At 72.1% G+C, this 21072-nt stretch carries 17 protein-coding genes and 3 pseudogenes; 12 read left to right on the top strand and 8 right to left on the bottom strand.

What is annotated here, in order from left to right:
* Positions 1 to 154: 154 nt before the first annotated feature.
* Positions 155 to 2164, bottom strand: a complete 2010-nt coding sequence (locus ACZ6D7_RS21275; protein ID WP_469492651.1) for a hypothetical protein — start codon at positions 2162 to 2164, stop codon at positions 155 to 157.
* Positions 2165 to 2282: 118 nt separating this feature from the next.
* Between ACZ6D7_RS21275 and ACZ6D7_RS21270 the strand changes: the two are divergent.
* Positions 2283 to 3497, top strand: a pseudogene (locus tag ACZ6D7_RS21270) (alpha-amylase family glycosyl hydrolase); the annotation flags it as partial.
* Here ACZ6D7_RS21270 and ACZ6D7_RS21265 read toward each other — a convergent pair.
* The 4 genes and pseudogenes from ACZ6D7_RS21265 to ACZ6D7_RS21250 all read right to left on the bottom strand — a co-directional run.
* Positions 3497 to 3649 (bottom strand): annotated as a pseudogene (locus ACZ6D7_RS21265) (helix-turn-helix domain-containing protein); the annotation flags it as partial. The pseudogenes ACZ6D7_RS21270 and ACZ6D7_RS21265 overlap by 1 nt on opposite strands.
* 262 nt (positions 3650 to 3911) lie before the next feature.
* Positions 3912 to 5189, bottom strand: coding sequence for a cytochrome P450 (locus ACZ6D7_RS21260; protein ID WP_469492649.1), 1278 nt, complete (start codon positions 5187 to 5189; stop codon positions 3912 to 3914).
* 246 nt (positions 5190 to 5435) lie between these two features.
* The gene (locus tag ACZ6D7_RS21255) at positions 5436 to 5870 is read right to left on the bottom strand and encodes a VOC family protein (protein WP_469492646.1); all 435 of its coding nucleotides are present in this window, start codon (positions 5868 to 5870) and stop codon (positions 5436 to 5438) included.
* Between the two features lie 26 nt (positions 5871 to 5896).
* Positions 5897 to 7195: a helix-turn-helix transcriptional regulator gene (locus tag ACZ6D7_RS21250; RefSeq protein ID WP_469492643.1), complete on the bottom strand. Its 1299-nt coding sequence runs from the start codon at positions 7193 to 7195 to the stop codon at positions 5897 to 5899.
* Positions 7196 to 7362: 167 nt separating this feature from the next.
* On the opposite strand from ACZ6D7_RS21250, the gene ACZ6D7_RS21245 reads away from it, so the two are divergent.
* Entirely contained in the window at positions 7363 to 8268 is a 906-nt protein-coding gene (locus ACZ6D7_RS21245) for an NADP-dependent oxidoreductase (protein ID WP_469492640.1), read from the top strand.
* A 75-nt stretch (positions 8269 to 8343) separates the two neighbouring features.
* Here ACZ6D7_RS21245 and ACZ6D7_RS21240 read toward each other — a convergent pair whose 3' ends face one another.
* Complete coding sequence (locus ACZ6D7_RS21240) at positions 8344 to 8844, bottom strand: EVE domain-containing protein (RefSeq protein WP_469492637.1); 501 nt, start codon at positions 8842 to 8844, stop codon at positions 8344 to 8346.
* 469 nt (positions 8845 to 9313) lie between these two features.
* Here ACZ6D7_RS21240 and ACZ6D7_RS21235 point away from each other — a divergent pair, with 469 nt between their 5' ends.
* The 8 genes from ACZ6D7_RS21235 (at position 9314) to ACZ6D7_RS21200 (ending at position 16861) form a co-directional block, all read left to right on the top strand.
* On the top strand, positions 9314 to 10075 hold the full coding sequence (locus tag ACZ6D7_RS21235) for a DeoR/GlpR family DNA-binding transcription regulator (RefSeq protein ID WP_469492634.1): 762 nt from the start codon (positions 9314 to 9316) through the stop codon (positions 10073 to 10075).
* 248 nt (positions 10076 to 10323) lie between these two features.
* Positions 10324 to 11691 (top strand): ABC transporter substrate-binding protein, encoded by a 1368-nt coding sequence (locus tag ACZ6D7_RS21230; protein WP_469492633.1) that lies wholly within the window; start codon positions 10324 to 10326, stop codon positions 11689 to 11691.
* A gap of 85 nt (positions 11692 to 11776) precedes the next feature.
* Positions 11777 to 12739, top strand: coding sequence for a carbohydrate ABC transporter permease (locus ACZ6D7_RS21225; RefSeq protein WP_469492630.1), 963 nt, complete (start codon positions 11777 to 11779; stop codon positions 12737 to 12739).
* A complete protein-coding gene (locus tag ACZ6D7_RS21220) occupies positions 12739 to 13614 on the top strand; it encodes a carbohydrate ABC transporter permease (protein ID WP_469492628.1) in 876 nt (291 codons plus the stop codon). Before ACZ6D7_RS21225 ends, ACZ6D7_RS21220 begins: the two co-directional genes overlap by 1 nt.
* Positions 13611 to 14600 carry a zinc-dependent alcohol dehydrogenase family protein gene (locus ACZ6D7_RS21215; protein WP_469492625.1) on the top strand — a complete coding sequence of 330 codons (990 nt, stop codon included), beginning with the start codon at positions 13611 to 13613 and terminating at the stop codon, positions 14598 to 14600. The genes ACZ6D7_RS21220 and ACZ6D7_RS21215 overlap by 4 nt, the downstream gene beginning before the upstream one ends.
* 206 nt (positions 14601 to 14806) lie before the next feature.
* Positions 14807 to 15799, top strand: coding sequence for a dihydroxyacetone kinase subunit DhaK (dhaK, locus tag ACZ6D7_RS21210; RefSeq protein ID WP_469492623.1), 993 nt, complete (start codon positions 14807 to 14809; stop codon positions 15797 to 15799).
* A 43-nt stretch (positions 15800 to 15842) separates the two neighbouring features.
* The gene (dhaL, locus tag ACZ6D7_RS21205; protein ID WP_469492621.1) at positions 15843 to 16454 is read left to right on the top strand and encodes a dihydroxyacetone kinase subunit DhaL; all 612 of its coding nucleotides are present in this window, start codon (positions 15843 to 15845) and stop codon (positions 16452 to 16454) included.
* Positions 16451 to 16861 (top strand): PTS sugar transporter subunit IIA domain-containing protein, encoded by a 411-nt coding sequence (locus ACZ6D7_RS21200; protein ID WP_469492619.1) that lies wholly within the window; start codon positions 16451 to 16453, stop codon positions 16859 to 16861. Before dhaL ends, ACZ6D7_RS21200 begins: the two co-directional genes overlap by 4 nt.
* Positions 16862 to 16868: 7 nt before the next feature.
* On the opposite strand, the gene ACZ6D7_RS21195 is transcribed toward ACZ6D7_RS21200, so the two are convergent.
* Complete coding sequence (locus ACZ6D7_RS21195; protein ID WP_469492617.1) at positions 16869 to 17507, bottom strand: TetR/AcrR family transcriptional regulator; 639 nt, start codon at positions 17505 to 17507, stop codon at positions 16869 to 16871.
* Positions 17508 to 17666: 159 nt separating this feature from the next.
* Here ACZ6D7_RS21195 and ACZ6D7_RS21190 point away from each other — a divergent pair, with 159 nt between their 5' ends.
* Positions 17667 to 18428 carry an SDR family NAD(P)-dependent oxidoreductase gene (locus tag ACZ6D7_RS21190; RefSeq protein ID WP_469492614.1) on the top strand — a complete coding sequence of 254 codons (762 nt, stop codon included), beginning with the start codon at positions 17667 to 17669 and terminating at the stop codon, positions 18426 to 18428.
* Positions 18429 to 18936: 508 nt separating this feature from the next.
* Here ACZ6D7_RS21190 and ACZ6D7_RS21185 read toward each other — a convergent pair.
* A pseudogene (locus ACZ6D7_RS21185) lies at positions 18937 to 19638 on the bottom strand (glycoside hydrolase family 75 protein); the annotation flags it as partial.
* Between the two features lie 414 nt (positions 19639 to 20052).
* On the opposite strand from ACZ6D7_RS21185, the gene ACZ6D7_RS21180 reads away from it, so the two are divergent.
* Positions 20053 to 21018 (top strand): fibronectin type III domain-containing protein, encoded by a 966-nt coding sequence (locus tag ACZ6D7_RS21180; RefSeq protein WP_469492611.1) that lies wholly within the window; start codon positions 20053 to 20055, stop codon positions 21016 to 21018.
* The last annotated feature ends 54 nt before the right edge of the window (positions 21019 to 21072 follow it).

Below are 21072 nucleotides of genomic sequence, written 5' to 3'. Positions count from 1 at the left end.
TTTTCACACGTTTTTCGGCGTGCGCCGTCGACGGAATGCCGCGCCTCGGCCCGCCCGAGCCCTTCCACTGATCGGCGGCACACCGCACGGAGGAACCCGATTTCCGCCGCAACCGGCCCGGACCGCCCCCGGATTGGGGCGCGCCTGCGGGACGTCACGGCAGCGCGAGAACCTCGTCGATCGTGGCCCGCATCGCCTCGTCGTCGAGGAACGCCCGGTAGTCCCGGTACGGCGACAGCCGCCGGTCGGCCGCCCGTACCGTGCGCAGGGTCGCCCGCGCCGCCGGAGTGACCCTGCCGATCCGGGCGAGGGCCCGTAGCGCGTCGTGGAAGACGCCGTAGAGCCCGCCGCTCTCGACGGTCGGCAGGACGTACTCCGCCCGGATGTACTCCGCCACGACCGAGACACTCGGCTCCGGCTCGCCCGTGATCGACCACAGGGCGATCGCCGCCCGCAGCCGTAGCCAGGTGTCGCCGTGCTCCATGAGATGCCGTACCCGGTCGGCGTAGCGTGCGGCCGTCGGGCCGAACTCGCCGAGGAGAGCGACGGGTCCGTACCCCGGCGCCTCCTCCGTCAGCACCGCCTCGCCGATCATCCGCAGCGCCGCGTCGCGGTCGCCGCCGAGACGCCAGGCGGCCCAGGCCACCCACTGATGGTTGCCGGGGTGGTCGAGCACCGTGCACCGGCGCACCGCGGCCTCGGCCGACGCCGCGGCCGGCCCCATCGCCACCAGCGCGTGGACCGCGTCCATCGAGTGCCGGGCGTCGCCGAGCAGGGCCACCGCCTCCGGCAGCGCCGGTGCGGCGGGCTGTCCCCACTCCTTGAGGGCCCTGAGGAAACAGCAGGTCAGCGGGCCGCCCACGCCGTCGTCCCGGAGCAGCCGCCGGACCGCGGGCAGGAGATCCTCGGCGTGTGCTCCCAGCGGGATCAGGACGTCCTCGACCTCGGGCCGCCGGGGACCGCTCGTGCAGTACGCGTGGGAGTACTGGCCCCGGTACGGCTCGTACAGCCGCTCGACCAGACCCGGCAGGGCGCGCCGGTCGCCGATACGGGTCAGCGCCCAGCGTGCCTGGTCGCCGACGTTGCCCTCGATCCACTCGTCCTCGCCCGGGTCGTCGACCAGCGCGGCCAACGCGTCGGCGTACGGCGCCGCCGACGGCCCCAGCACCGCGAGCAGGTGGGCCGCCCGGTACCGTACGCCGTCGTCCGGATCGGTGAGCAGTTCGCCCGCGAGCGGCAGCAGTGTGCCGGCCACGGACGGCCGGAGCACCAGCAGCCGCCATCCCTCGTCCAGCGCGGCCCGGCCCAGCGGGCCGTCCCCGTCGCGGTGTGCCGCGGCGATGAGCCGGACGACGAAGGAGAGGGCCGTGTCCGGGTCGTCCTCGAACAGCGCGGCCGACCCGGCGACGATGTCCTCACGGGTGTAGGGAGGTTCGACGCCCGGCACGTACCAGGTCTCCTCGAACCGCGGACGCACGGCCGGGTCGGACAGGACCTCCACCAGCATGTCCAGGGCACGGACCGACGCCCGGACGTCGAACGCGGCAAGGGTGTGCACGGCCGCGACCCGCAGGACGGGGCCGTCGGTCCGCAGTACCTCGGCCACCACCGCCCGCACCCGGTCCACCGCCCCGGCGTCGCCGGAGGCGGCCGCCGCGGGACCCAGCGCCAGCAGCACGGCCGGCCGTACGGTCGGATGCGTCTCGGTGTGCCAGCGCTCCAGCAGGGCGTCGACGTCCTGCGCGAGCGGCAGGGCCTCCCTGCGCACCGGGGGCAGGGGGTCGGCGAGCAGCGCCCGGATCCGGGGCCGGTGCCGTCGCCACTCCTCGTGCCAGCCGGCGTCCACCGCGCCCGGTTCGGCTTCGGCCGCCGTCTCGGCCAGGCCCACCAGGAGTTCGACGAGCGTGGCGCGGGCCCCCATGTCCGGATCACCGGCGAGGGCGACGACGAACGGCAGCGCGGCGACCGAGAGGGAGGGCAGGCGCCGGGTGCCGAGAGCGAAGCAGTCGAACAGCGCGTAGCAGTCGTCCTCGGTGGCCGCCCCACCTTTGAGGGCCAGCCCCCGCAGCGCGCGCCGCATCTCCTTGGCCGGGTGGAGGCCGAGCGCCGGCTCCAACCCCTCCCACGACACGGTGTCCAGCGCTTCCAGCACCGTCCCTGCCACGCACGCCCCCGCCGCCTCGGTGAATCGGTTCCCCGCCCGGCATCCTGCCACCGGGGTCGTCCGTTTCCGGAACGGTTTTCGTCCGGTGATCCCGTGGCGCCTTCCCTGGCGCGTTCCCTACTCCGTGAAGGCGGTCGACGCGGCCGGGAACACGTCGCCGGCCTCCGCGACGGCGAGCGCCACCACCGGGGAGAGCGCCCCGGCCCCGGATCCGGGCACCCCGCTCGGCACCGATCCCCGCAAGGACCCGATCTACTTCGTCCTCACCGCCCGCTTCCACGACGGCGACAGCTCCAACGACCGGGGCGGCAGCCAGCACGTGAAGTCCGGCAACGCGGCCAACGACGACCCCATGTTCCGCGGGGACTTCAAAGGGCTCGTCGAGAAGCTCGACTACATCAAGGCGATCGGTTTCTCGGCCGTCTGGATCACCCCGGTCGTCCTCAACCGTTCGGACTACGACTACCACGGCTACCACGGCTACGACTTCTACAAGGTCGACCCCCGCCTGGAGTCGGCCGGCGCCTCCTACCAGGACCTGATCAACGCGGCCCACGCCAAGGGCATGAAGATCTACCAGGACGTCGTCTACAACCGCAGCTCCCGCTGGGGCGCCAAGGGCCTGTTCACCCCGACCGTGTACGGCGTCCGGGACTCCCAGTGGAGCTGGTACTACGACGAGAAGAACGAGGGCTTCGAGTACGACGGCCTGACCGTCGAGCCCAAGTCCGGGAAGTCGTACTACAACGGCGACCTGTGGTCCACCGCCGAGCCCACCGGCAACACCTGCGTCAACTGGGGCGTGCCCACCGGCGGCAGGAGCGCCGAGGGCTACACGATCTACAACTGCCAGTGGCCGAGCCCGACATCGGGCATGTTCCCGAAGGCGTACTACCACCGGTGCTGGATCGGCAACTGGGAGGGCGAGGACTCCCGCTCCTGCTGGCTGCACGAGGACCTGGCCGACTTCGACACCGAGAGCACGACGGTCCAGAACTACCTGATCGGGGCGTACGACAAGTACATCGACATGGGCGTCGACGGCTTCCGGGTCGACACGGCCGTACACATCCCGCGCGTCACCTGGAACCGCCGCTTCCTGCCCGCCATCCAGGAGCGTGTCACCCAGAAGTTCGGTGCCGCGGCCGCGCGGAACTTCTTCGTCTTCGGCGAGGTCGCCGCCTTCGTCAACGACAAGTGGAACCGGGGCTCGGTGAACCACTCGGCGCAGTTCTACACCTGGAAGGAGCGCAAGGAGTACAGCGCCGACGACGAGGTGGCGGCCATCGAGCAGTACGACTACGAGAACGGCCTCGGCACCGGCAACCAGCCGCCGGCCGTCGGGAACGGCTGCTGGGCCTTGCGGGCGTCTTCACGGGCGCGCACCGCGTCGTTGAACACGACGCGGGCACACCCGAATGCCCTGGCCAGCGCCGTCTGCTGAGCGGCGTCGGGGTACAACCTGAAGGCGTACCGAAGCTGCATGACGATCACACCAGGCAAGTCGAACCCATGTCGTCACCGGGAACATGTGAGCGACCCGTCACCGTCACGAAGCAGGGTCCGGCTCCGCCGGAACGCCACTGCGACGCTCCGCGTCGCGACCACAGGATTCGCTTCACCTCCGGCCTGAAAGCCGGAGCACTGCGAATGATCACTGGTAGCGGATCGACGCGAGGAGCCCGGTGGGTGGAGCCCGGTCGGGGCTCCACCCACCGGCGGTGCGGTCACGGGGCCGACGGGAAGGTCACGCCAAGGTCGCCGGGCTGGGGCCGTCGGGGCGGACGGTGATGCCGTACGTCGCCTTCGTGGGGGTGGAGGTGAAGGCCGGGGTGTGGGCCGGCAGCAGGTGTTCGAGCAGGGCGGTCGATTCGCGGAGCGCGAACTGCAGACCGAGGCAGGCGCGGGGGCCGATACCGAAGGGGAAGTAGGCGCCCGGGTGGGCGGGCCGACCGTTCGGGGCCCGGAAGCGCTGGGGGTCGAAGTGCTCAGGGTCCGGCCACAGTTCGGGGTCGCGATGGGTGAGGTACGGGCAGACCAGGAGGTCGGTCCCCGCCTCGACGGTGTAGCCGGCGAGAGTGTCGTCCTCGGCTGCGTGGCGGGGCAGGATCCAGGCGGACGGATAGAGCCGGAGCGTCTCGTGCACCAGGGCCTGGATGGCCTGGCGGCGTTGCGCCGAGCCTTCGCCGCCGGCGGCCAGAGCCTGTTCGCGGGCGGCGGGATGCCGGTCGAGGAGCAGGTAGAGCCAGGTCAGGGTGGTGGCGGTGGTCTCGTGTCCGGCCACGAGCAGCGTGACCAGCTCGTCGCGGATCAGCCGGTCGGTGTACTCGGGGTGCTCGGTGGCGGCGTCGATCAGGACGTGCAGCAGGCCCGGGCCGTCGGGGCCTGCCGCTCCGCCGCGGGCGGCCTCGATGGCGTGCCGGGCGACCGCGTCGATCCGGGCGAGATCGGCGGCCACGGCGTCCTGGGCGTCACTGACGTCGGCGGGCAGGGTCGGGAGGGCGGCCGCCACGGCGGCCACGGCGGCCAGTTCGCGCTCGGTCGCGTCGTCGAGGGGGTGCCCGGTGAGTGAGCGCCAGATGGCGTCCAGGGCGAAGCGGCGCATCTCCTGCCCGACATCGAGGGTCTGCCCGGTGCGGGCGTACCCGTCCCAGCGCCCGGCGGTGGTCCGGGCCGCCGCGGTGATCCGCTGTTCGTAGCGGCGCATCCCGGTTCCGGTGAACTGGGACTGCAGCAAGCGGCGTTGGCGCTTCCACGCCGTACCGGTGGCGGCGAGGACTCCGTCGCCGATCAGCAGTCGGGCGCGGTGGGAGCGCTTGACGTACCGCTCCGGGTGGCGGGCGAGTACGTGCTGGACCGCCTGCGGGTCGGTGACGAGAACGGTCGGGGCTGCCGGCCCGAGGCGGAACGCCGCGACGCCGCCCAGCCGCTCACGCACCTGGGACAGCAGCTCGACCAGTTCGCCTCCCCCCGAACGCCACCGCCGCACGAGTCCCGGCTCGGCCTCGGGGACCGGCCGCCCCACACCTTGCGCGCCACCTTGAACGCCACCTTGGGCGTCACCTTGGGCGTCACCTTGGGCGTCACCTTGAGCGCCCGCGCCGGGAGCGTACGGAAGAGAGCCGAGACCCGGCTTGTGGTCCATGATTCTTCTCCTGGTCGACCGCCGGGACCGGCGGAACGGAGCACGGGCACCACGCACTGTACGGGAGTGGGCACGGCAGGTGACAGCCGCGTTCGAGGGGTGGGCGCCGGCTCGGCCCGGGTGCCGTCAGCGCTGTGCGAGTGGGGCCGGGGCCTGCTGGACCGCCCAGCCGTTGCCGTCCAGGTCCTTGAAGAAGAGGAAGGAGTTCCAGGTCTCCTCGCTCTCGCCCTCCTCCCAGCCGGACGGCCCCACGTGCAGGACCGGACTCACCTCGACCCCACGGCTCACCAGCTCCTCCCGGGCCGCGGCGATGTCCGTGACACAGAGCTGAAGTCCTTGGAGCGAGCCGGGGGCCATCCTCGGCCGGCCGGGGGAATCCGGAGTGCCGCTCTCGATGACGACGGAGCACCGGGAGCCGGGCGGGGTGAGCTGGACGAACCGGACTCCCGGAAACGGAGACACGTCGACATCGGCGTGAAAGCCGCACTGCTCCGTGTAGAAGGTCTTGGCCCGGTCCACCTCCGTGACCGGCACGACGATCACCTCAAGGGTCCATTCCATACGGGTCACCTCTCTACCTGGGGCCATCACGCCGAGGCCGCGCCCCAGGTGTGGGCGAGCGCGGCGGCCTCGCCCCGGGAGCTGACGCCCAGCTTCTCCAGGATGTTCGCGACGTGGAACTTCACCGTGGACTCGCTGATGTGCAGCTCCTGGGCGATGTCCCGGTTACGGCGTCCGCGCGCGAGGTGGCCCAGTACTTCCAGTTCCCGCGCACCGAGTGCCGTCAGCGGATCCTCGCGCGGTGTCTGCTGCGGGGCCAGCGGCACTCGCACGGTCACCGTCGTACCCCAGCCGGGCACCGCGTCCAGGTCGAACCGTCCGCCCAGCGCCGACAGCCGCTCCCCGACCCGGCGGGTGTCCAGCGCGGCGCGCGAGAGGATGCCGGGTCCGTCGTCGCGTACGGTGGCGCGCAGTTCCTCCGCGTCGGCCCGCCAGGCGAGGTGGACCCGGTGTACGGCCTGGTCCTCGCCGTCCCGCCCGGTCCCCCGGCCCTGGTCGTCGAGCGCGGCGTGGACGACGGCGCGTACGGCGGCCCGCGCCATGTTCGTCACGTCGGAGGGCAGCAGCCGGTCCGCGCCCTCCTCCGCACCCGGGGTGCCCAGGTCCAGCCGTACGCCCCGGGCGCGCAGCAACGGGCGGAGCGAGTCGGCGAGCCGGGCGAAGGCGTGGTCCGTCCGCTCCTCCACCAGCGCCTGGTCGGTTTCGCCCTGGGTCCGTGAGTCGATCAGCGCGGAGACGGCCAGGTCCCCGGCCCGCGCCCGGGCCGCCGCGTCGTCGAGATCGCGGTCGCGCAGGATGCCGAGCAGGGCGGTCAGGGCGGCGCCGTGCGCGTCGCCCAGCTCGGCGATGGCCGCCGCGCGGGCCGCGGCCGCCGCCCGTGACTGGGCCAGCGGTCCCGGGACGGCCTCCGCGACCATGCGTTCCCGGTGCGCGGTCACGAGATCCCACAGCGCTTGGGCGGTCGCGAGCCGGTCCGCCGTGACGGGGGTGTCGTCGGTGCGCACCAGGACCAGCAGGGCGCCCCGCTCGGTGAGGTCGCTGGCGAGCACCAGGACGGGCACCTCGGCGCCGGCGAACCGGGTCCGCCCCTGCCAGGTCCCGCGCACCGGCACCAGTTGCCCAAGCGCCGCCACGTCGGCGGTGGTGATGGCGGATCCGGGCCCGCCCGGGGCCGCGCCATGGGTCTTGAACGGCGAGTACGAGCAGTTGCTGGACAGTTCCGCGGCCGCCGTGTGCGGGATGGCCTCGGTGAGCAGGGCGGAGAGCGTCGGCAGCGTCTCGCTCAGGGGCGCCCGGATCACGTCGACGGCTCCGGTCAGGTCCATGAACACCAGCGTAGCCAGCCGCTCCGGCGGCCCGGCTGTCCTTTCGGCCAGGTCGATCCGGTCGAAAGGACAGCCGGGCGGCGAGGGTGCCGACGCAGCATGGAGCCGTTGCCCCGAGCCGCCCGTCGGCGGCTTCGTGTGGCCCTACCGATGAGGAAGTGAAGGACATGAAGGCGATCGTCTACCAGGAGTACGGCGGCCCCGAGGTGCTGCGGTTCACGGAGGTCGAGGAGCCGCACCCCAGTCCCGGCCAGGTGCGGATCAAGGTGACGGCCGCCGCCGTCAATCCCGTCGACCACAAGATCCGCCGCGGCTGGATGCCATTCCTGGCCCCCTCCCTCCCCGCGATCCCCGGGCTGGAGGCCGCGGGTGTCGTGGACGAGCTGGGCGAGGGGGTGACCGGGTTCTCGGTCGGGGACGAGGTGCTCGGCTGGACGGAGGGCGGCGCCTACGCGACCCATGCCCTGGTCCGCCGGATGGCCGCCAAGCCCGCCGGGCTGGACTGGGAGACGGCCGCCGCGCTGCCCGTGGCCAGTGAGACGGCCGGCGGTGTCCTGGAGCTGCTCCGGCTCACGAAGGGCGAGACGCTGCTGCTGCACGGGGCGGCCGGTGTGGTCGCTTCGCTCGCCGTGCAGTTGGCGGTGGCCGAGGGGGTCACGGTCATCGGCACCGCGTCCCCCGCCAACCACGACCATCTGCGGTCTCTCGGCGCGCTGCCCGTCGCCTACGGCGAAGGCCTGGCCGACCGGGTGCGGGCCGCCGCACCGCGGGGAATCGACGCGGTGTTCGACGCGGCCGGTGCGGGAGATCTGCCGGTCTCGATCGAGCTGCGCGGGACCACCGACCGGATCGTCACCATCGCCGATCCGCAGGCGGCGGACCTCGGTGTCGTCTTCTTCGACAGCGGCGCACGCACCGACTCCGTGGCCGCCCTCACCGAGCACGCCCGGCTGGCCGCCGACGGCCGGCTGCGGCTGCGTATCGCCCGTACCCGCCCCCTCGCCGACGCCGCCGAGGCGCATGAGGAGAGCGAGGCCGGTCATGTCCAGGGCCGGCTCATCCTGCGCCCCTAGACGACAGGTCCCCCTCAGCGCACCTCCTCTGTCATCTCTCTCCCGTCCCTCTGTCGTCCCTCTGCGATCCCGCTGTCATCGCTGTGCCATCTCCGCGCGGAGCAGCGCGAAGTCCTCGACCGCCAGCGGCACCAGGCCGAAGCGCAGTCCGTACCCCCAGTTCGGCTCCCGGGTCAGGGTCAGGGCGCCGGTGACGGCACGCAGGTCGATGGCGTGTACGTCCTCGAAGTCGACGGTTCGGCGCCAAGGCCGCACGGTTCCCTTGGCGCCCATCGGCATGAACTCGTCGGCGAGAAACGGCTCGTCGTCGGCGATCACCCCCAGCGCCGTGAAGGCGCGCAGCTTGTTCCTGTCGCCCTTGCGCTCGGTCGGCGAGTAGAAGACGAAGCCGTCGCCCCGGCTCATCCGGGCGAGGTTGCGGCGGTCGCCGTGGTTGAGCTGGATCCAGCCGTGCCGGGCTCCGTGCCGCGCGTGCTCGGCCGACACCACGCCGAGCCAGGCCCGCCCGGGCAGCTCGGGGTCCTCGTGCCGGGGCTCTTCGTCTCCGGCGGGAAACGGGGCCGGTCGGCTGCTCATACGTACTCCTGAAGTATCGGACCAGGGTTCGGACAGGTCCCAGTCTTCAGGGCCATACCTGACACATTCCGTCATGTATTCCGCCGGCCTCCCCGGAATCATCCGACACCGGGAACGAGACCGGCACCAGCGCGACTGCCGAGCCGGCGGAAACATCGTTTCGCGACCGATCAGGCATCCCGAGTCGTCCCGCCCCGGACGGCCCCAGGCGTTCGCCGAGCCGCGATGCGGCCGGTCACGGTGCGCCGCCCGCCCGAACCGGACACAGAACAGGTTCGACATGGGCATCGAAAAGCGCCACAGACTGCGCGGCACGCCTCTGAACTGGCGTTTCACCACATCGCATCGGGCATCATCGGGCAGTTTCGTGCCCATTGCGGGCCGCTTGGTCCCAAAAAGCCGTTGGTATAAATGTGCGGCAAGACCGGGCGCGCCGTGCCTGGACCGGTACGGAAGCGAGGTGATCGCGATGAACGCCGAAGAACGGCAGAACAGGATTCTCGCGCTCGCCCGTCACCAGGGACGTGTCGAGGTCACCACCACGGCCGTCGACCTGGCTGTCGCGCCGGAGACCGTGCGACGCGATCTGAGCGTGCTGGAACGCAGGGGCCTGCTCCGTCGCACGTACGGCGGCGCCTATCCCGTCGAAGGCGCCGGCTTCGAAACGGGCCTCGCCCAGCGGGAGAACCTGCACGTCAGGGACAAGCGCCGGATTGCCGCGGAGGCGGTCAAGCTCCTCGGCGAGGCGGAGACCGTGTTCGTGGACGAGGGCTACACCCCGCAGCTCCTCGCCGCGCTCCTCCCCGGCGACCGGCCCCTGACCGTGGTCACCGCGTCGCTGTCCACCGCGGCCGCGATCGTGGACTCCCCGCAGCTCACCGTGCTGCTCCTCGGAGGCCGTGTCCGGGCCCGGACACTGGCCACGGTGGGATCGTGGGCCTGCGCCATGCTCCAGGGCTTCGTGATCGACCTGGCGTTCATCGGGTCGAACGGCATCTCCCGGGAACTCGGCCTGACCACCCCCGATCCCGTGGTGGCCGACGTCAAGTCCCAGGCACTGGCCACGTCGCGCCGACGGGTGTTCATGGGGCACCACAGCAAGTTCGGCGCCAGCAGCTTCTGCCGCTTCGCGGAGGTCGGCGACTTCGAGGCGATCGTCACCGACACCGGCCTGTCGAGCGCCGAGGCGCACCGCTACTCACTGATGGGACCTCGCGTCCACCGGGTCTGACCAGCTCAGCCCACTCCCCTTCCACCATGGGCGGATCCGCCGCAGCCGCCCTGACGGCACCCCCTGCCCCGACGGCGAGACACCTGCCCACCCGATCCGCCGATCCGATCCCGCGCTCCCCTCCCCTCCCTCCTCTCCCTTCCTCTCCCCTCCTCTCCCTTCCTCTCCCTTCCTCTCCCTTCCTCTCCCCTCCTCTCCCCTCCTCTCCCCTATCTGCCCGCATCCGACATTTCATGAAAGGGACGATCATGAATTCAAGACCCACTTCTCCGCGGCGGCGCGCTGTGCCGCTGGGCGCGCTGGCCGTGTGCGGCGCACTGCTCACGGCGTGTGCCGGCGCCGGCGGCTCGGGGGGCGGCTCCGGCTCGCACTCCATCAACGTCCTGATGGTGAACAACCCGCAGATGGTGGACCTTCAGAAACTCACCGCGGCGAACTTCACCAAGGAGACCGGTATCAAGGTCAACTTCACGGTGCTGCCCGAGAACGACGTCCGCGACAAGATCAGCCAGGACTTCTCCAGTCAGGCCGGTCAGTACGACGTGGCGACGATCAGCAACTACGAGACGCCGATCTACGCCGAGAACGGCTGGCTCGCCCCGCTCACCTCGTACACGAAGCAGGACACCGCCTTCGACCAGGGCGACATCCTGCCCGCCATGCAGGAGTCCCTGACGGCGTCCGGTGAGATATACGCCGAGCCGTTCTACGGCGAGTCGTCCTTCCTGATGTACCGCAAGGACGTCTTCCAGGAGAAGAAGCTGACCATGCCGGCCAACCCCACCTGGCAGCAGGTGGCCGAGCTGGCGGCCGAGGCCGACGGCGCGAAGCCCGGGATGAAGGGCATCTGCCTGCGCGGTCTGCCGGGATGGGGTGAGGTGATGGCTCCCCTGACCACGATGGTCAACACCATGGGCGGCACCTGGTTCGACGAGGACTGGAAGGCCCAGGTCGACAGCCCCGCCTTCACCAAGGCGACCAAGTTCTATGTCGACCTCGTCCGCGCCCACGGTGAGGCGGGCGCCCCTCAGTCCGGATTCACCGAGTGCCTCAACAACATGCAGCAGGGCAAGGTCGCCATGTGGTACGACGCGACCTCCGCCGCCGGGTCACTCGAATCCGACGAGTCGCCGGTGGCCGGCAAGGTGGGCTACGCGCCCGCGCCGGTCGAGCAGACCAAGAGTTCGGGCTGGCTCTACACCTGGGCCTGGGGCCTGCAGAAGGCGAGCAAGAACCAGGACGACGCGTGGAAGTTCATTTCCTGGGCGTCCGGCAAGCAGTACGAGGAGCTCGTCGGCAAGGAGCTGGGCTGGTCCCGGGTCCCGGCGGGCAAGCGGACCTCCACGTACGCCAACCAGCAGTACGTCGCCGCCGCCTCGGCCTTCGCCGACGCCACCGCGAACGCGCTGAAGGCGGCCGACCCGCAGAACCCGGGCATGCAGCCCCGGCCCGCCCCCGGGATCCAGTTCGTCGGCATCCCCGAGTTCACGGACCTGGGCACACAGGTCTCCCAGGAGATCAGCTCCGCCATCGCCGGCCGGACCAGCGTCGAGCAGGCCCTGAAGACCGGCCAGGCCCTGGCCGAGAAGGTCGCCGCCGAGTACGCGGACAAGTGACCCCTCGTCCTGATCCACCCGACGCTCCCGTCTCCCGGTCCCCACGCATGGGACCGGGAAGCGGGAACACAGCGGAGACACACCGATGACCACCACTCACTCGCTCACCACACGTGCCCGAGCGCCGCGGACCGCGAAACCCGCGGCACCTCCACGGCGATCCCGCGGGGCATGGGCCCGGCGGGCCCCGCTGCTCCCGGCGCTGATCTTCATGATCGTGGTCACCCAGCTGCCGTTCGTCGGCACCGTGGTGATCTCGTTCATGCGCTGGAACGCCCTCGACCCCGACGACCGGGGCTTCGCGGGCCTGCAGAACTACCAGGATGCGGTGACGGATCCTCAGCTGCGTTCCTCCTTGCTGACGACCGTCACACTGACTCTCGGCGTGGTCCTGGTCAGCCTGTTGCTGGGCCTCGGGCTGGCTCTGCTGCTGGACCGGCAGTTCCGCGGCCGCGGCATCGTCCGCACGATGCTGATCACACCGTTCCTCGTGGTGCCCGTGGCCTCCGCGCTGCTGTGGAAGCACGCGCTGTACAACGCCACCTACGGGCTGATCAACGGCACCCTGACCTGGCTGTGGAGTCTGTTCGGCAGCGACACCCCACCGCAGCCCGACTGGCTGTCGTCGCTGCCGCTGATGTCCGTGGAGGCATCGCTGATCTGGCAGTGGACGCCCTTCATGATGCTGATCCTGCTGGCGGGGCTGCAGAGCCGCCCGATGGACGCCGTCGAGGCCGCCCGCGTGGACGGCGCGACCACCTGGCAGGTGTTCCGCTACCTGACCTTCCCGCACCTGCGCCGCTATCTGGAGCTGGCCGCGCTGCTCGGCTGCGTCTACGTGGTGCAGAACTTCGACGCCGTCTTCACGCTCACCGCCGGCGGTCTGGGCACCGCCAACCTGCCCTACACGGTCTACGAGACCTTCTACCAGGCCCATGACTACGGCCAGGCCTCCGCGGAGGGGGTCATCGTCGTGCTGTGCTCCCTCGTCGTGGCCACCTTCGCGCTGAGGACCGTCTCATCGCTGTTCCGAGAGGAGATCCGCTGATGGCCGCGACGATCACCACGGCCCCGCGGCGCCGCACCGAACGGGGCTCCGCGGCACCGGGCAAGCGGGGTGTGCTCGGGCTGCTGGCCTGGCTCTGCGGAATCGCGTTCTTCCTCCCGGTCGCCTGGATGGTGCTCACCTCGCTGCACAGCGAGTCGGACGCCGCCACCAACCCGCCGAGCGTGGGGGCGCCGCTGACCCTGCAGGGCTACCGGGAGTTCTTCGGCGCGAGCACCGGTGTCTCCCCCTGGCCGCCGCTGATCAACTCCCTCTCCGCGAGCGTCATCTCGACGCTGCTGGTGCTGGTGCTGGCCATCCCGGCCGCCTACGCGCTGTCCATCAAGCCGGTACGCAAGTGGACCGACGTGATGTTCTTCTTCCTGTCCACCAAGATGCTGCCCGCGGTGGCCGGACTGCTGCCGATCTACCTGATCGCGCAGAACACCGGCATGCTCGACAACATCGCGCTGCTGATCATCCTCTACACCTCGATGAACCTGCCGATCGCGGTGTGGATGATGCGTTCCTTCCTCGCCGAGGTCCCCGTCGAGATCCTGGAGGCGGCCTCCATCGACGGCGCCGGGCTGCCCACCACGCTCACGCGGATCGTCGCACCGGTCGTCGCCCCCGGCATCGCCGCGACCGCGCTGATCTCCTTCATCTTCAGCTGGAACGAGCTGCTGTTCGCCCGGGTCCTGACCGGTGTCGTCTCCAGCACCGCCCCCGTGTTCCTCACCGGCTTCGTCACCAGCCAGGGCCTCTTCCTGGCCAAGGTGTGCGCCGCCGCCGTCTGCATCTCCCTGCCGGTGCTCGTCGCCGGATTCGCCGCCCAGGACAAGCTGGTCCAGGGCCTCTCCCTCGGAGCAGTCAAGTGAAAGCAGCCGTCATCAGCTCACCCGGCCAGGTCGGCGTCGAGACCGTCGACGACCCGACACCGGGACCCGGGCAGGTGGTGATCGAGGTCTCGGCCTGCGGCCTGTGCGGCACCGATCTGCACATCCTGCAGGGCGAGTTCGCCCCCACCCTGCCGATCGTGCCCGGGCACGAGTTCGCGGGCGAGGTCGTCGCCCTGGGATCCGGGGTACGGGATCTGAAGGCCGGCGACCGGGTCGCCGTCGACCCCTCCCTCTACTGCCACGAGTGCCACTACTGCCGCATAGGACGCGGCAACCTGTGCGAGCGCTGGAACGCCATCGGCGTCACCGTGCCCGGCGGCGCGGCCCAGTACACGGCCGCCCCCGCGGCCAACTGCGTCAGGCTCCCCGACCACGTCCGCACCGAGGACGCCGCCCTCATCGAGCCGCTGTCCTGCGCGGTGCGCGGTTACGACATCCTGCGCAGCTCGCTCGCCACCCATGTGCTCATCTACGGCTCGGGCACCATGGGCCTGATGATGCTGGAACTCGCCAAGCGCACCGGCGCGGCCACGGTCGACATGGTGGACCTCAACGAGGACCGGCTCACCACCGCCCGCACCCTCGGCTGCAGCAACGCGGTGACCACCGCCGACGCGCTCGAGCGCCCGCGCGGCTGGGACGTGGTCATCGACGCCACCGGCAACGCCCGCGCCATCCAGGACGCCCTGGGCCGGGTCGGCAAGGGGGGTACGTACCTCCAGTTCGGCGTCGCCGACTACGCGGCCCGGGCCACCATCGACCCGTACCGGATCTACAACCAGGAGATCACCATCACCGGCTCGATGGCGGTGCTGCACAGCTACGAGCGCGCCGCCGAACTATTCGCCGCCGGGGTGCTGGACCCGGAGATCTTCATCAGCGACCGGCTGCCGCTGGAGGACTACGCCGGAGCCCTGGCGCAGTTCCAGGCCGGAAAGGGCCGGAAGATCCAGGTCCTGCCGTGACCGGAGGTCCCGCACCCGGGCACGGCCGGGCCCGGACCGACCCGGCACCCACGGATCCCTGGAGCTGACGCGACGTCACTCGTCCTCCCGGCCCGGCCCCCCGCGTCGGACCCGAACCGCCGAGATCGTTGACTAGCCCAACGTGATCCGACCTGAAAAAATGGAGGGCAGACGCGCTCATCTTCCAGGCTCACCAGGAGGTACCCGTGAAGATGTTGATCAACGTCCCGGAGACCGTGGTCGCGGACGCGCTGCGGGGGATGGCGGCGGCGCATCCCGAGCTGACCGTGGACGTCGAGAACCGGGTGATCGTGCGGCGGGACGCCCCAGTGGCCGGGAAGGTGGGGCTGGTGTCCGGGGGCGGCTCGGGGCACGAGCCCTTGCACGGGGGGTTCGTGGGACCCGGGATGCTCTCGGCGGCCTGCCCGGGTGAGGTGTTCACGTCACCCGTGCCGGACCAGATGGTGCGGGCGGCGGCGGCCGTGGACAGCGGGGCCGGGGTGCTGTTCATCGTGAAGAACTACACCGGCGACGTCCTCAACTTCGACATGGCCGCCGAGCTGGCCGAGGACGAGGGCATCCAGATCGCGAAAGTGCTGGTCAACGATGACGTGGCGGTGACCGACAGCCTCTACACGGCCGGCCGGCGCGGCACGGGCGCGACGCTCTTCGTGGAGAAGATCGCCGGCGCCGCCGCCGACGAGGGGCAGCCGCTGGAGCGGGTCGAGGCGCTCGCCCGGCAGGTCAACGAGAACTCCCGCAGCTTCGGCGTGGCGCTCAGCGCCTCCACGACGCCCGCCAAGGGCAGCCCGACCTTCGACCTGCCGGCCGGCGAGCTGGAGTTGGGCATCGGCATCCACGGGGAACCGGGCCGCGAGCGGCGGGCGATGATGACGTCCCGCGAGATCGCCGACTTCGCGGTCCACGCGATCCTGGACGACCTGCCACCGCGCGCCCCGGTCCTCGTCCTGGTCAACGGCATGGGCGCCACCCCGCTGCTGGAGCTGTACGGCTTCAACGCCGAGGTACAGCGTGTGCTGGGCGAGCGTGGGGTGGCCGTCGCCCGCACCCTGGTCGGCAACTACGTGACGTCCCTCGACATGGCCGGCGCCTCCGTCACCCTGTGCCAGATCGACGAGGAGCTGCTGCGGCTGTGGGACGCGCCGGTGCGGACGCCGGGGCTGCGCTGGGGCATGTGAGCCAAGGCCCGGCGCGCCCCTACCGACCACGCAAGGAGATCCAGTGCTCGACGCCGACTTCTTCCGCCGTTGGATGACGGCGACCGCCGCGTCCGTCGACCGCGAGGCGGAACGGCTCACGGCCCTCGACTCACCCATCGGGGACGCCGACCACGGCAGCAACCTCCAGCGTGGTTTCAAGGCCGTGACCGCGATCCTGGAGAAGGAGGGACCGGACACGCCCGGCGCGGTACTCGTCCTCGCCGGCCGACAGCTCATCTCGACGGTGGGCGGCGCCTCCGGCCCGCTGTACGGCACGCTGCTGCGCCGGACCGGAAAAGCGCTCGGGGACGCCGCCGAGGTGAGCGAGGAGCAGTTCGCCGAGGCGCTGCGCGCCGGTGTGGACGCGGTGATGCAGCTCGGGGGCGCCGCGCCCGGTGACAAGACGATGATCGACGCGCTGGTTCCCGCGGTCGGCGCCCTCAGCGACGGCTTTGGCGCCGCCGCCATCGCCGCCGAGCGGGGCGCCGAGGCGACGACGCCCCTCCAGGCCCGCAAGGGCCGGGCCAGCTACCTCGGCGAGCGCAGCATCGGCCACCAGGATCCGGGCGCCACCTCGTCGGCCCTGCTGATCGCGGGCCTGTCCGAGGCCGGCTCGGGGAGCGAGGCCGGATGAGCGTTGACAAGCCGGTCGGGATCGTGCTCGTGTCGCACAGCGCGGCGGTGGCCACGGCCGTCGCCGAGCTGGCCCGCGGCCTCGCGGGCGGCGGTGAGGCCGTGCCCGTCGCCGCGGCGGGCGGCACCGAGGGCGGTGGGCTGGGCACCAGCGCCGAGCTGATCGCCGCCGCCGCGACCGCCGTGGACCGGGGTGCCGGAGTCGCCCTCCTGGCCGACCTGGGCAGCTCGGTCCTCACGGTCAAGGCGCTGATCGCGGAGGGCGACGAACTCCCCGACGGCTCCCGGCTGGTGGACGCGCCCTTCGTGGAGGGCGCGGTGGCCGCGGTCGTCACGGCGGCCACCGGGGCGGACCTGGACGCCGTGGTGGCGGCGGCCGCGGAGGCGTACGGCTACCGGAAGGTGTGACGCCGGGTCAGGTCAGCCCCTCGGAGGCGATGGCGAGGGCCGCGCGGATGGCTCCCGCCAGTCCGGCCCGTACCGCCGCCGGGTCGCTACGGGTGTCATCTTCACGCCAGGCGTGCTGCTCCACGGCGGCGCGCAGGGCCGCGTTGAGCATCGCCGCCTGGATGGCCGGCCGGAGGTCGTCGGCCGGCAGCCCGGCGCGGTCGGCGAGGGCGCGGGCGAACGCCGGCTCGGCCTCGTCGTAGGTCTGGAGCCAGACGGCGCGCAGAGCGGGCTCGGTGCGGGTCAGTCGTACCAGCGCGCCGACGGTGGCGGGGTCGGGGCCGCCGACGAGGCGCTGGTCGGCGTCCAGGTGCTCGGCGAAGCTCTCGCCCAGGGGGCTGCCCGGCCGCCACTCCCGCAGCCGGGCCGCGATCGTGTCGATACCGGCCGTCAGCAGTGGGCGTACACAGCTCTCCTTGCTCGGGAAGTACCGCCACACGGTGCGGGCCGAGACGCCGACGGCCTGTCCGATCTGCTCGCCGGTGGTGGCCGAGACACCCTGCGTCACGAACAGGTCCACCGCGGCGCGCGCGATCTCCAGCCGGATCTCCTCCTTGCGCTCCTCGGTCAGGGGCGGTCGCCCCGTGCGTCCGTGGGATGCGGTCATCCAGTCCTCCGGTTCGGTCACCGTTCACGGGAACCCGTCAGTACCGCGAATTCTTCACCACGACTTTATGTCACTCACAGACATTAAGTCGTAGGGTGTGGCCCCCCGGGGCTCGTCGCCCCACCCAGCGCACCGCGCACGGACCCTAGGAGCACCCCCATGGCCACTGGACTGGACGGCCGCAGCGTCATCGTCACCGGAGCGGGCTCGGGCATCGGCCGCGCCACGGCCCTGGCCTTCGCCGCCGAAGGGGCTCGGGTCCTGGTGGCCGACCTCAACACGGAGGGCGCTCGGGCAGTCGTCAAGGAGATCGAGGAGGCGGGCGGTACGGCCGTCTCCGTCGCCGGGGACCTCGGCGAGCAGGGTGTCGTCGACCAGGTCGCCGCCACGGCGGTGGAACGCTTCGGCGGGGTGGACGTACTGGTTAACAACGCCGGGATCATGGACCGGATGTCGGCCCTGGCGGACGTGGGCGACGCCGAGTGGGAGCGGGTGATCCGGGTCAACCTGACCGCCCCCTTCCTGCTCACCCGCGCGGTGCTGCCGCACATGCTGGCCGCCGGGCGGGGCGCGATCGTCAACACCGCCTCCGAGGCGGGCCTGCGCGGCAGTGCGGCGGGCGCGGCGTACACCGCTTCCAAGCACGGTGTGGTGGGGCTGACCAAGTCGCTCGCCGTCATGTACCGGGGCAAGGGCATCCGCGCGAACGCCATCGCGCCGGGCGGGACGAAGACGTCCATCGTGGTGGAGGCGGAGCAGGGCGCCCACGGCCCGACGGCCCTCGGCCCGCACTTCGTCAACGTCGGCCGGCTGGCCGAGCCGGAGGAGCAGGCCGCCGCGATCGTGTTCCTCGCCTCGGACGCGGCGAGCAACGTCAACGGCGTGGTCCTGCCGGTGGACGACGGGTGGTCGGCGGTCTGAGTGCCGCCCGGGGGGGGGGGGGGGGGGGGGGGGGGGGGCGGCCCCCCCCCCCCCCCCCCCCCCCCCCCCCCCCGGTGGTTCACTCGTCCTCGGTCTCCGCCTCCAACGCCTCCACGGGCCGGCCCCGCTGCATGCCGGGGTGCGGGGCCACCGCCTCCTCACCGGAGTCCGACTCGTCCGACTCCGGGTCCGGCTCTAGGTCCTGGTCCTGATCCGCCTCCACGTCGGTGTCCACCCCCGGGTCCGCCCCGGAGCCCGACCCGGAGTCCGCCCCGGAGTCCGCCCCGGAATCGGTCCCCGAGTCCGTCCCCGCATCAGTCCCCGGGCCCGCCGCCGAGTCACCGTCGGGCGCTTCGGACCGCTCGTTCCGCTCGGAGCGCCCGGCCTTCTCGGACTTCTCGGCCTTCTCGGACTTCTCGGGCTGCTCGGGCTGCTCGGGCTGCTCGGACTTGTCGGTCCGCGCTCCGGTGTCCTTGCCGCCGCCCGCGGGACCGCGGGCCGGCTCCGCCGCTCCCCGGACGAACAGACGCGCCAGCCGCTCCCCCACCGCCACGGCCGACGCGTGGCTCTCGATCGGTGTGGCCCGGGAGTCCTTGAAGACGATGTACGTGACACCGGACGGCGTGCCGCCGCCGTGCGGGTCGGGGCGGATGCCGAGGGCCTTGGCGGTGGCGTACGAGGCCTCACCGATGATGCCGCTGGGTCCGACGTCACCGACGACCGCGTACTGCACCCGGTCCCGGTAGACGACCGCCGCGACCGAGCCGCCGCGCACCCCGTGGTCACGGTAGCTCCAGATGGCGCTCACCCCGGGCACCACGATGTAAGGCAGGGTGTCGGCGCTCAGATAGCGGCCGTCGGACTGGGTGAAGGCGGTGGCGTCGGAGAACAGCGCGTCGGTGGAGCCGTTGCAGTACCGGCCTGGGCGCCCGTCGCAGTCGATGTCCATGTCGGCCTTCCAGAAGACCGCTTCACGGGTGCCGCAGACGGGGACGGTGGCGGGCGAGCCGTCGTCGGTGCGATAGCGGCCGCGGGAGACGGGGACGCAGTCACGGACCCGGGCCAGGAGGTCGGCGGCGCGAACGGAACCCTCCTGCCGCGGCGCGGGGGCCCCGGAGGCGGCCGAGGCCAGGCGGGCGGTGACGGATGAGGTGGTCGGGGCCAGCAGAACCAGGCCGGCCGCGGCCAGTGTCAGCGACTGGGCGCGCACGATTCGGGACCCTCTCGTGGGACGACGGTGACGGACACCCAGCCCAATCTGGTGCGGGGCGCCTCCCGGGGCCACCCCGAGGGGGCCGTACGGTGCACTCTTCTGAGGCATTGACAGGGGACGGGGGGCCGGTGCGCGTCTCGGCACCGGCCGCCCGGCCGCCCCGCCGGCGCGGGATCAGCGACGACAGCGGTCCGCGCCGCCGGCGTGAACTCGACGCCCCAGAGGGAGAGTTCATGCCGGGAGAAGCTTCAGCATACGTAACTTTCGGGATCGGTCACGCGGGACGGCCCTTCCGCGGTGGCCTTCCTCTCGGGTCACCACACCCCCGGAGGGCCGCCCCCCTTGATGTGTTCGCGCCAGCGCGCGATATTGGTCCGGACCAATTCCCGCACCGGGCCGGGAGGCGAAGCCGTGCGACGCGTAGTGCTGTGCGGACTGGTTCTGACGCTGTCGTGCGGGTGCGCCGCGGGCGGCGGTGACGAGGGACGGGCGCCCGGCGCCCCGACGGGGGTCACCGCCGAGGCGGGGAGCGCGACCAGCGTGCACGTCATGTGGAACGCGGTCTCCGGGGACCCGCCGGTCGCCTCGTACGAGGTCTACCGGGGCGGTGCGAAGGTCGCGGACGTGCCCGGCTCCGCGCACATGCTGGACGTCGTCCGGCTGGCCCCCGCCACGGCGTACGTCTTCACCGTGCGGGCCCGGAACGCCGACGGGCGGCTCGGGCCGAGCAGCCGGGAGGTGCGGGCCACGACCACGGCGGCGGTCGCGGCGGACCGCTCGGCGCCGACCCGGCCGGGCGGGCTCACCGGCCGGGCCGCCGGCAGCCGGGCGGTCCAGCTGTCCTGGTCGGCCTCCACCGACGACCGGAAGGTCGTGTCGTACGACGTCTACCAGGGCGGTACCAAGGTGCACGGCGTCGGTGGGGGCCAGACGGCGACGGTGGTGACGGGGCTACGGCCGGGTACCCGGTACTCCTTCACCGTCCGGGCGCGGGACGCGGCCGACAACCTCTCGCCCGCCGGAGCGCCCGTGCGCCTGACCACGCCTCCCGGCACCGACGAGGGCTCGGACACCGCCCCCGACGACTTCCGCGCGACGGCCCGGCTCGACGGCGACGGCGCGTACTACCTCGACCTGTCCTGGGTGGCGCCGCGGGTGGACGGGGTGGTCACGGAGTACCAGATCCAGCTCGACGGACAGGCGGCCACCTCGCTGGTCTGGGGCGGGACGCCGCCGCGCGGGCGGGCGACGTACAGCTTCTACGCGGGGCGGGAGAAAGGGGTGGAGCACCGGGTACGGCTGCGGGCCCGGCTGCCGGACGGCACCTGGGGGGCGTTCTCGGCCGAGCGGACGGTGACCACCGGGGCGGGCGGCTGAACGTCCGCGCCTGGGCCGTCCGAAGGAATCCGTCACCTGCCCGGTCGCGGTCCG

This window comes from Streptomyces sp. NPDC041784, assembly GCF_055591025.1.
This window is presented reverse-complemented; position numbering and strand designations above follow the sequence as displayed.

What these genes read in the sequence shown, in the direction of transcription:
- ACZ6D7_RS21255 (WP_469492646.1), bottom strand. Translation starts at nt 5,870, where the DNA reads ATGGAATGGACCCTTGAGGTGATCGTCGTGCCGGTCACGGAGGTGGAC.
- ACZ6D7_RS21250 (WP_469492643.1), bottom strand. Translation starts at nt 7,195, where the DNA reads ATGGACCTGACCGGAGCCGTCGACGTGATCCGGGCGCCCCTGAGCGAG.
- ACZ6D7_RS21245 (WP_469492640.1), top strand. Translation starts at nt 7,363, where the DNA reads ATGAAGGCGATCGTCTACCAGGAGTACGGCGGCCCCGAGGTGCTGCGG.
- ACZ6D7_RS21240 (WP_469492637.1), bottom strand. Translation starts at nt 8,844, where the DNA reads ATGAGCAGCCGACCGGCCCCGTTTCCCGCCGGAGACGAAGAGCCCCGG.
- ACZ6D7_RS21235 (WP_469492634.1), top strand. Translation starts at nt 9,314, where the DNA reads ATGAACGCCGAAGAACGGCAGAACAGGATTCTCGCGCTCGCCCGTCAC.
- ACZ6D7_RS21230 (WP_469492633.1), top strand. Translation starts at nt 10,324, where the DNA reads ATGAATTCAAGACCCACTTCTCCGCGGCGGCGCGCTGTGCCGCTGGGC.
- ACZ6D7_RS21225 (WP_469492630.1), top strand. Translation starts at nt 11,777, where the DNA reads ATGACCACCACTCACTCGCTCACCACACGTGCCCGAGCGCCGCGGACC.
- ACZ6D7_RS21220 (WP_469492628.1), top strand. Translation starts at nt 12,739, where the DNA reads ATGGCCGCGACGATCACCACGGCCCCGCGGCGCCGCACCGAACGGGGC.
- ACZ6D7_RS21200 (WP_469492619.1), top strand. Translation starts at nt 16,451, where the DNA reads ATGAGCGTTGACAAGCCGGTCGGGATCGTGCTCGTGTCGCACAGCGCG.
- ACZ6D7_RS21195 (WP_469492617.1), bottom strand. Translation starts at nt 17,507, where the DNA reads ATGACCGCATCCCACGGACGCACGGGGCGACCGCCCCTGACCGAGGAG.
- ACZ6D7_RS21190 (WP_469492614.1), top strand. Translation starts at nt 17,667, where the DNA reads ATGGCCACTGGACTGGACGGCCGCAGCGTCATCGTCACCGGAGCGGGC.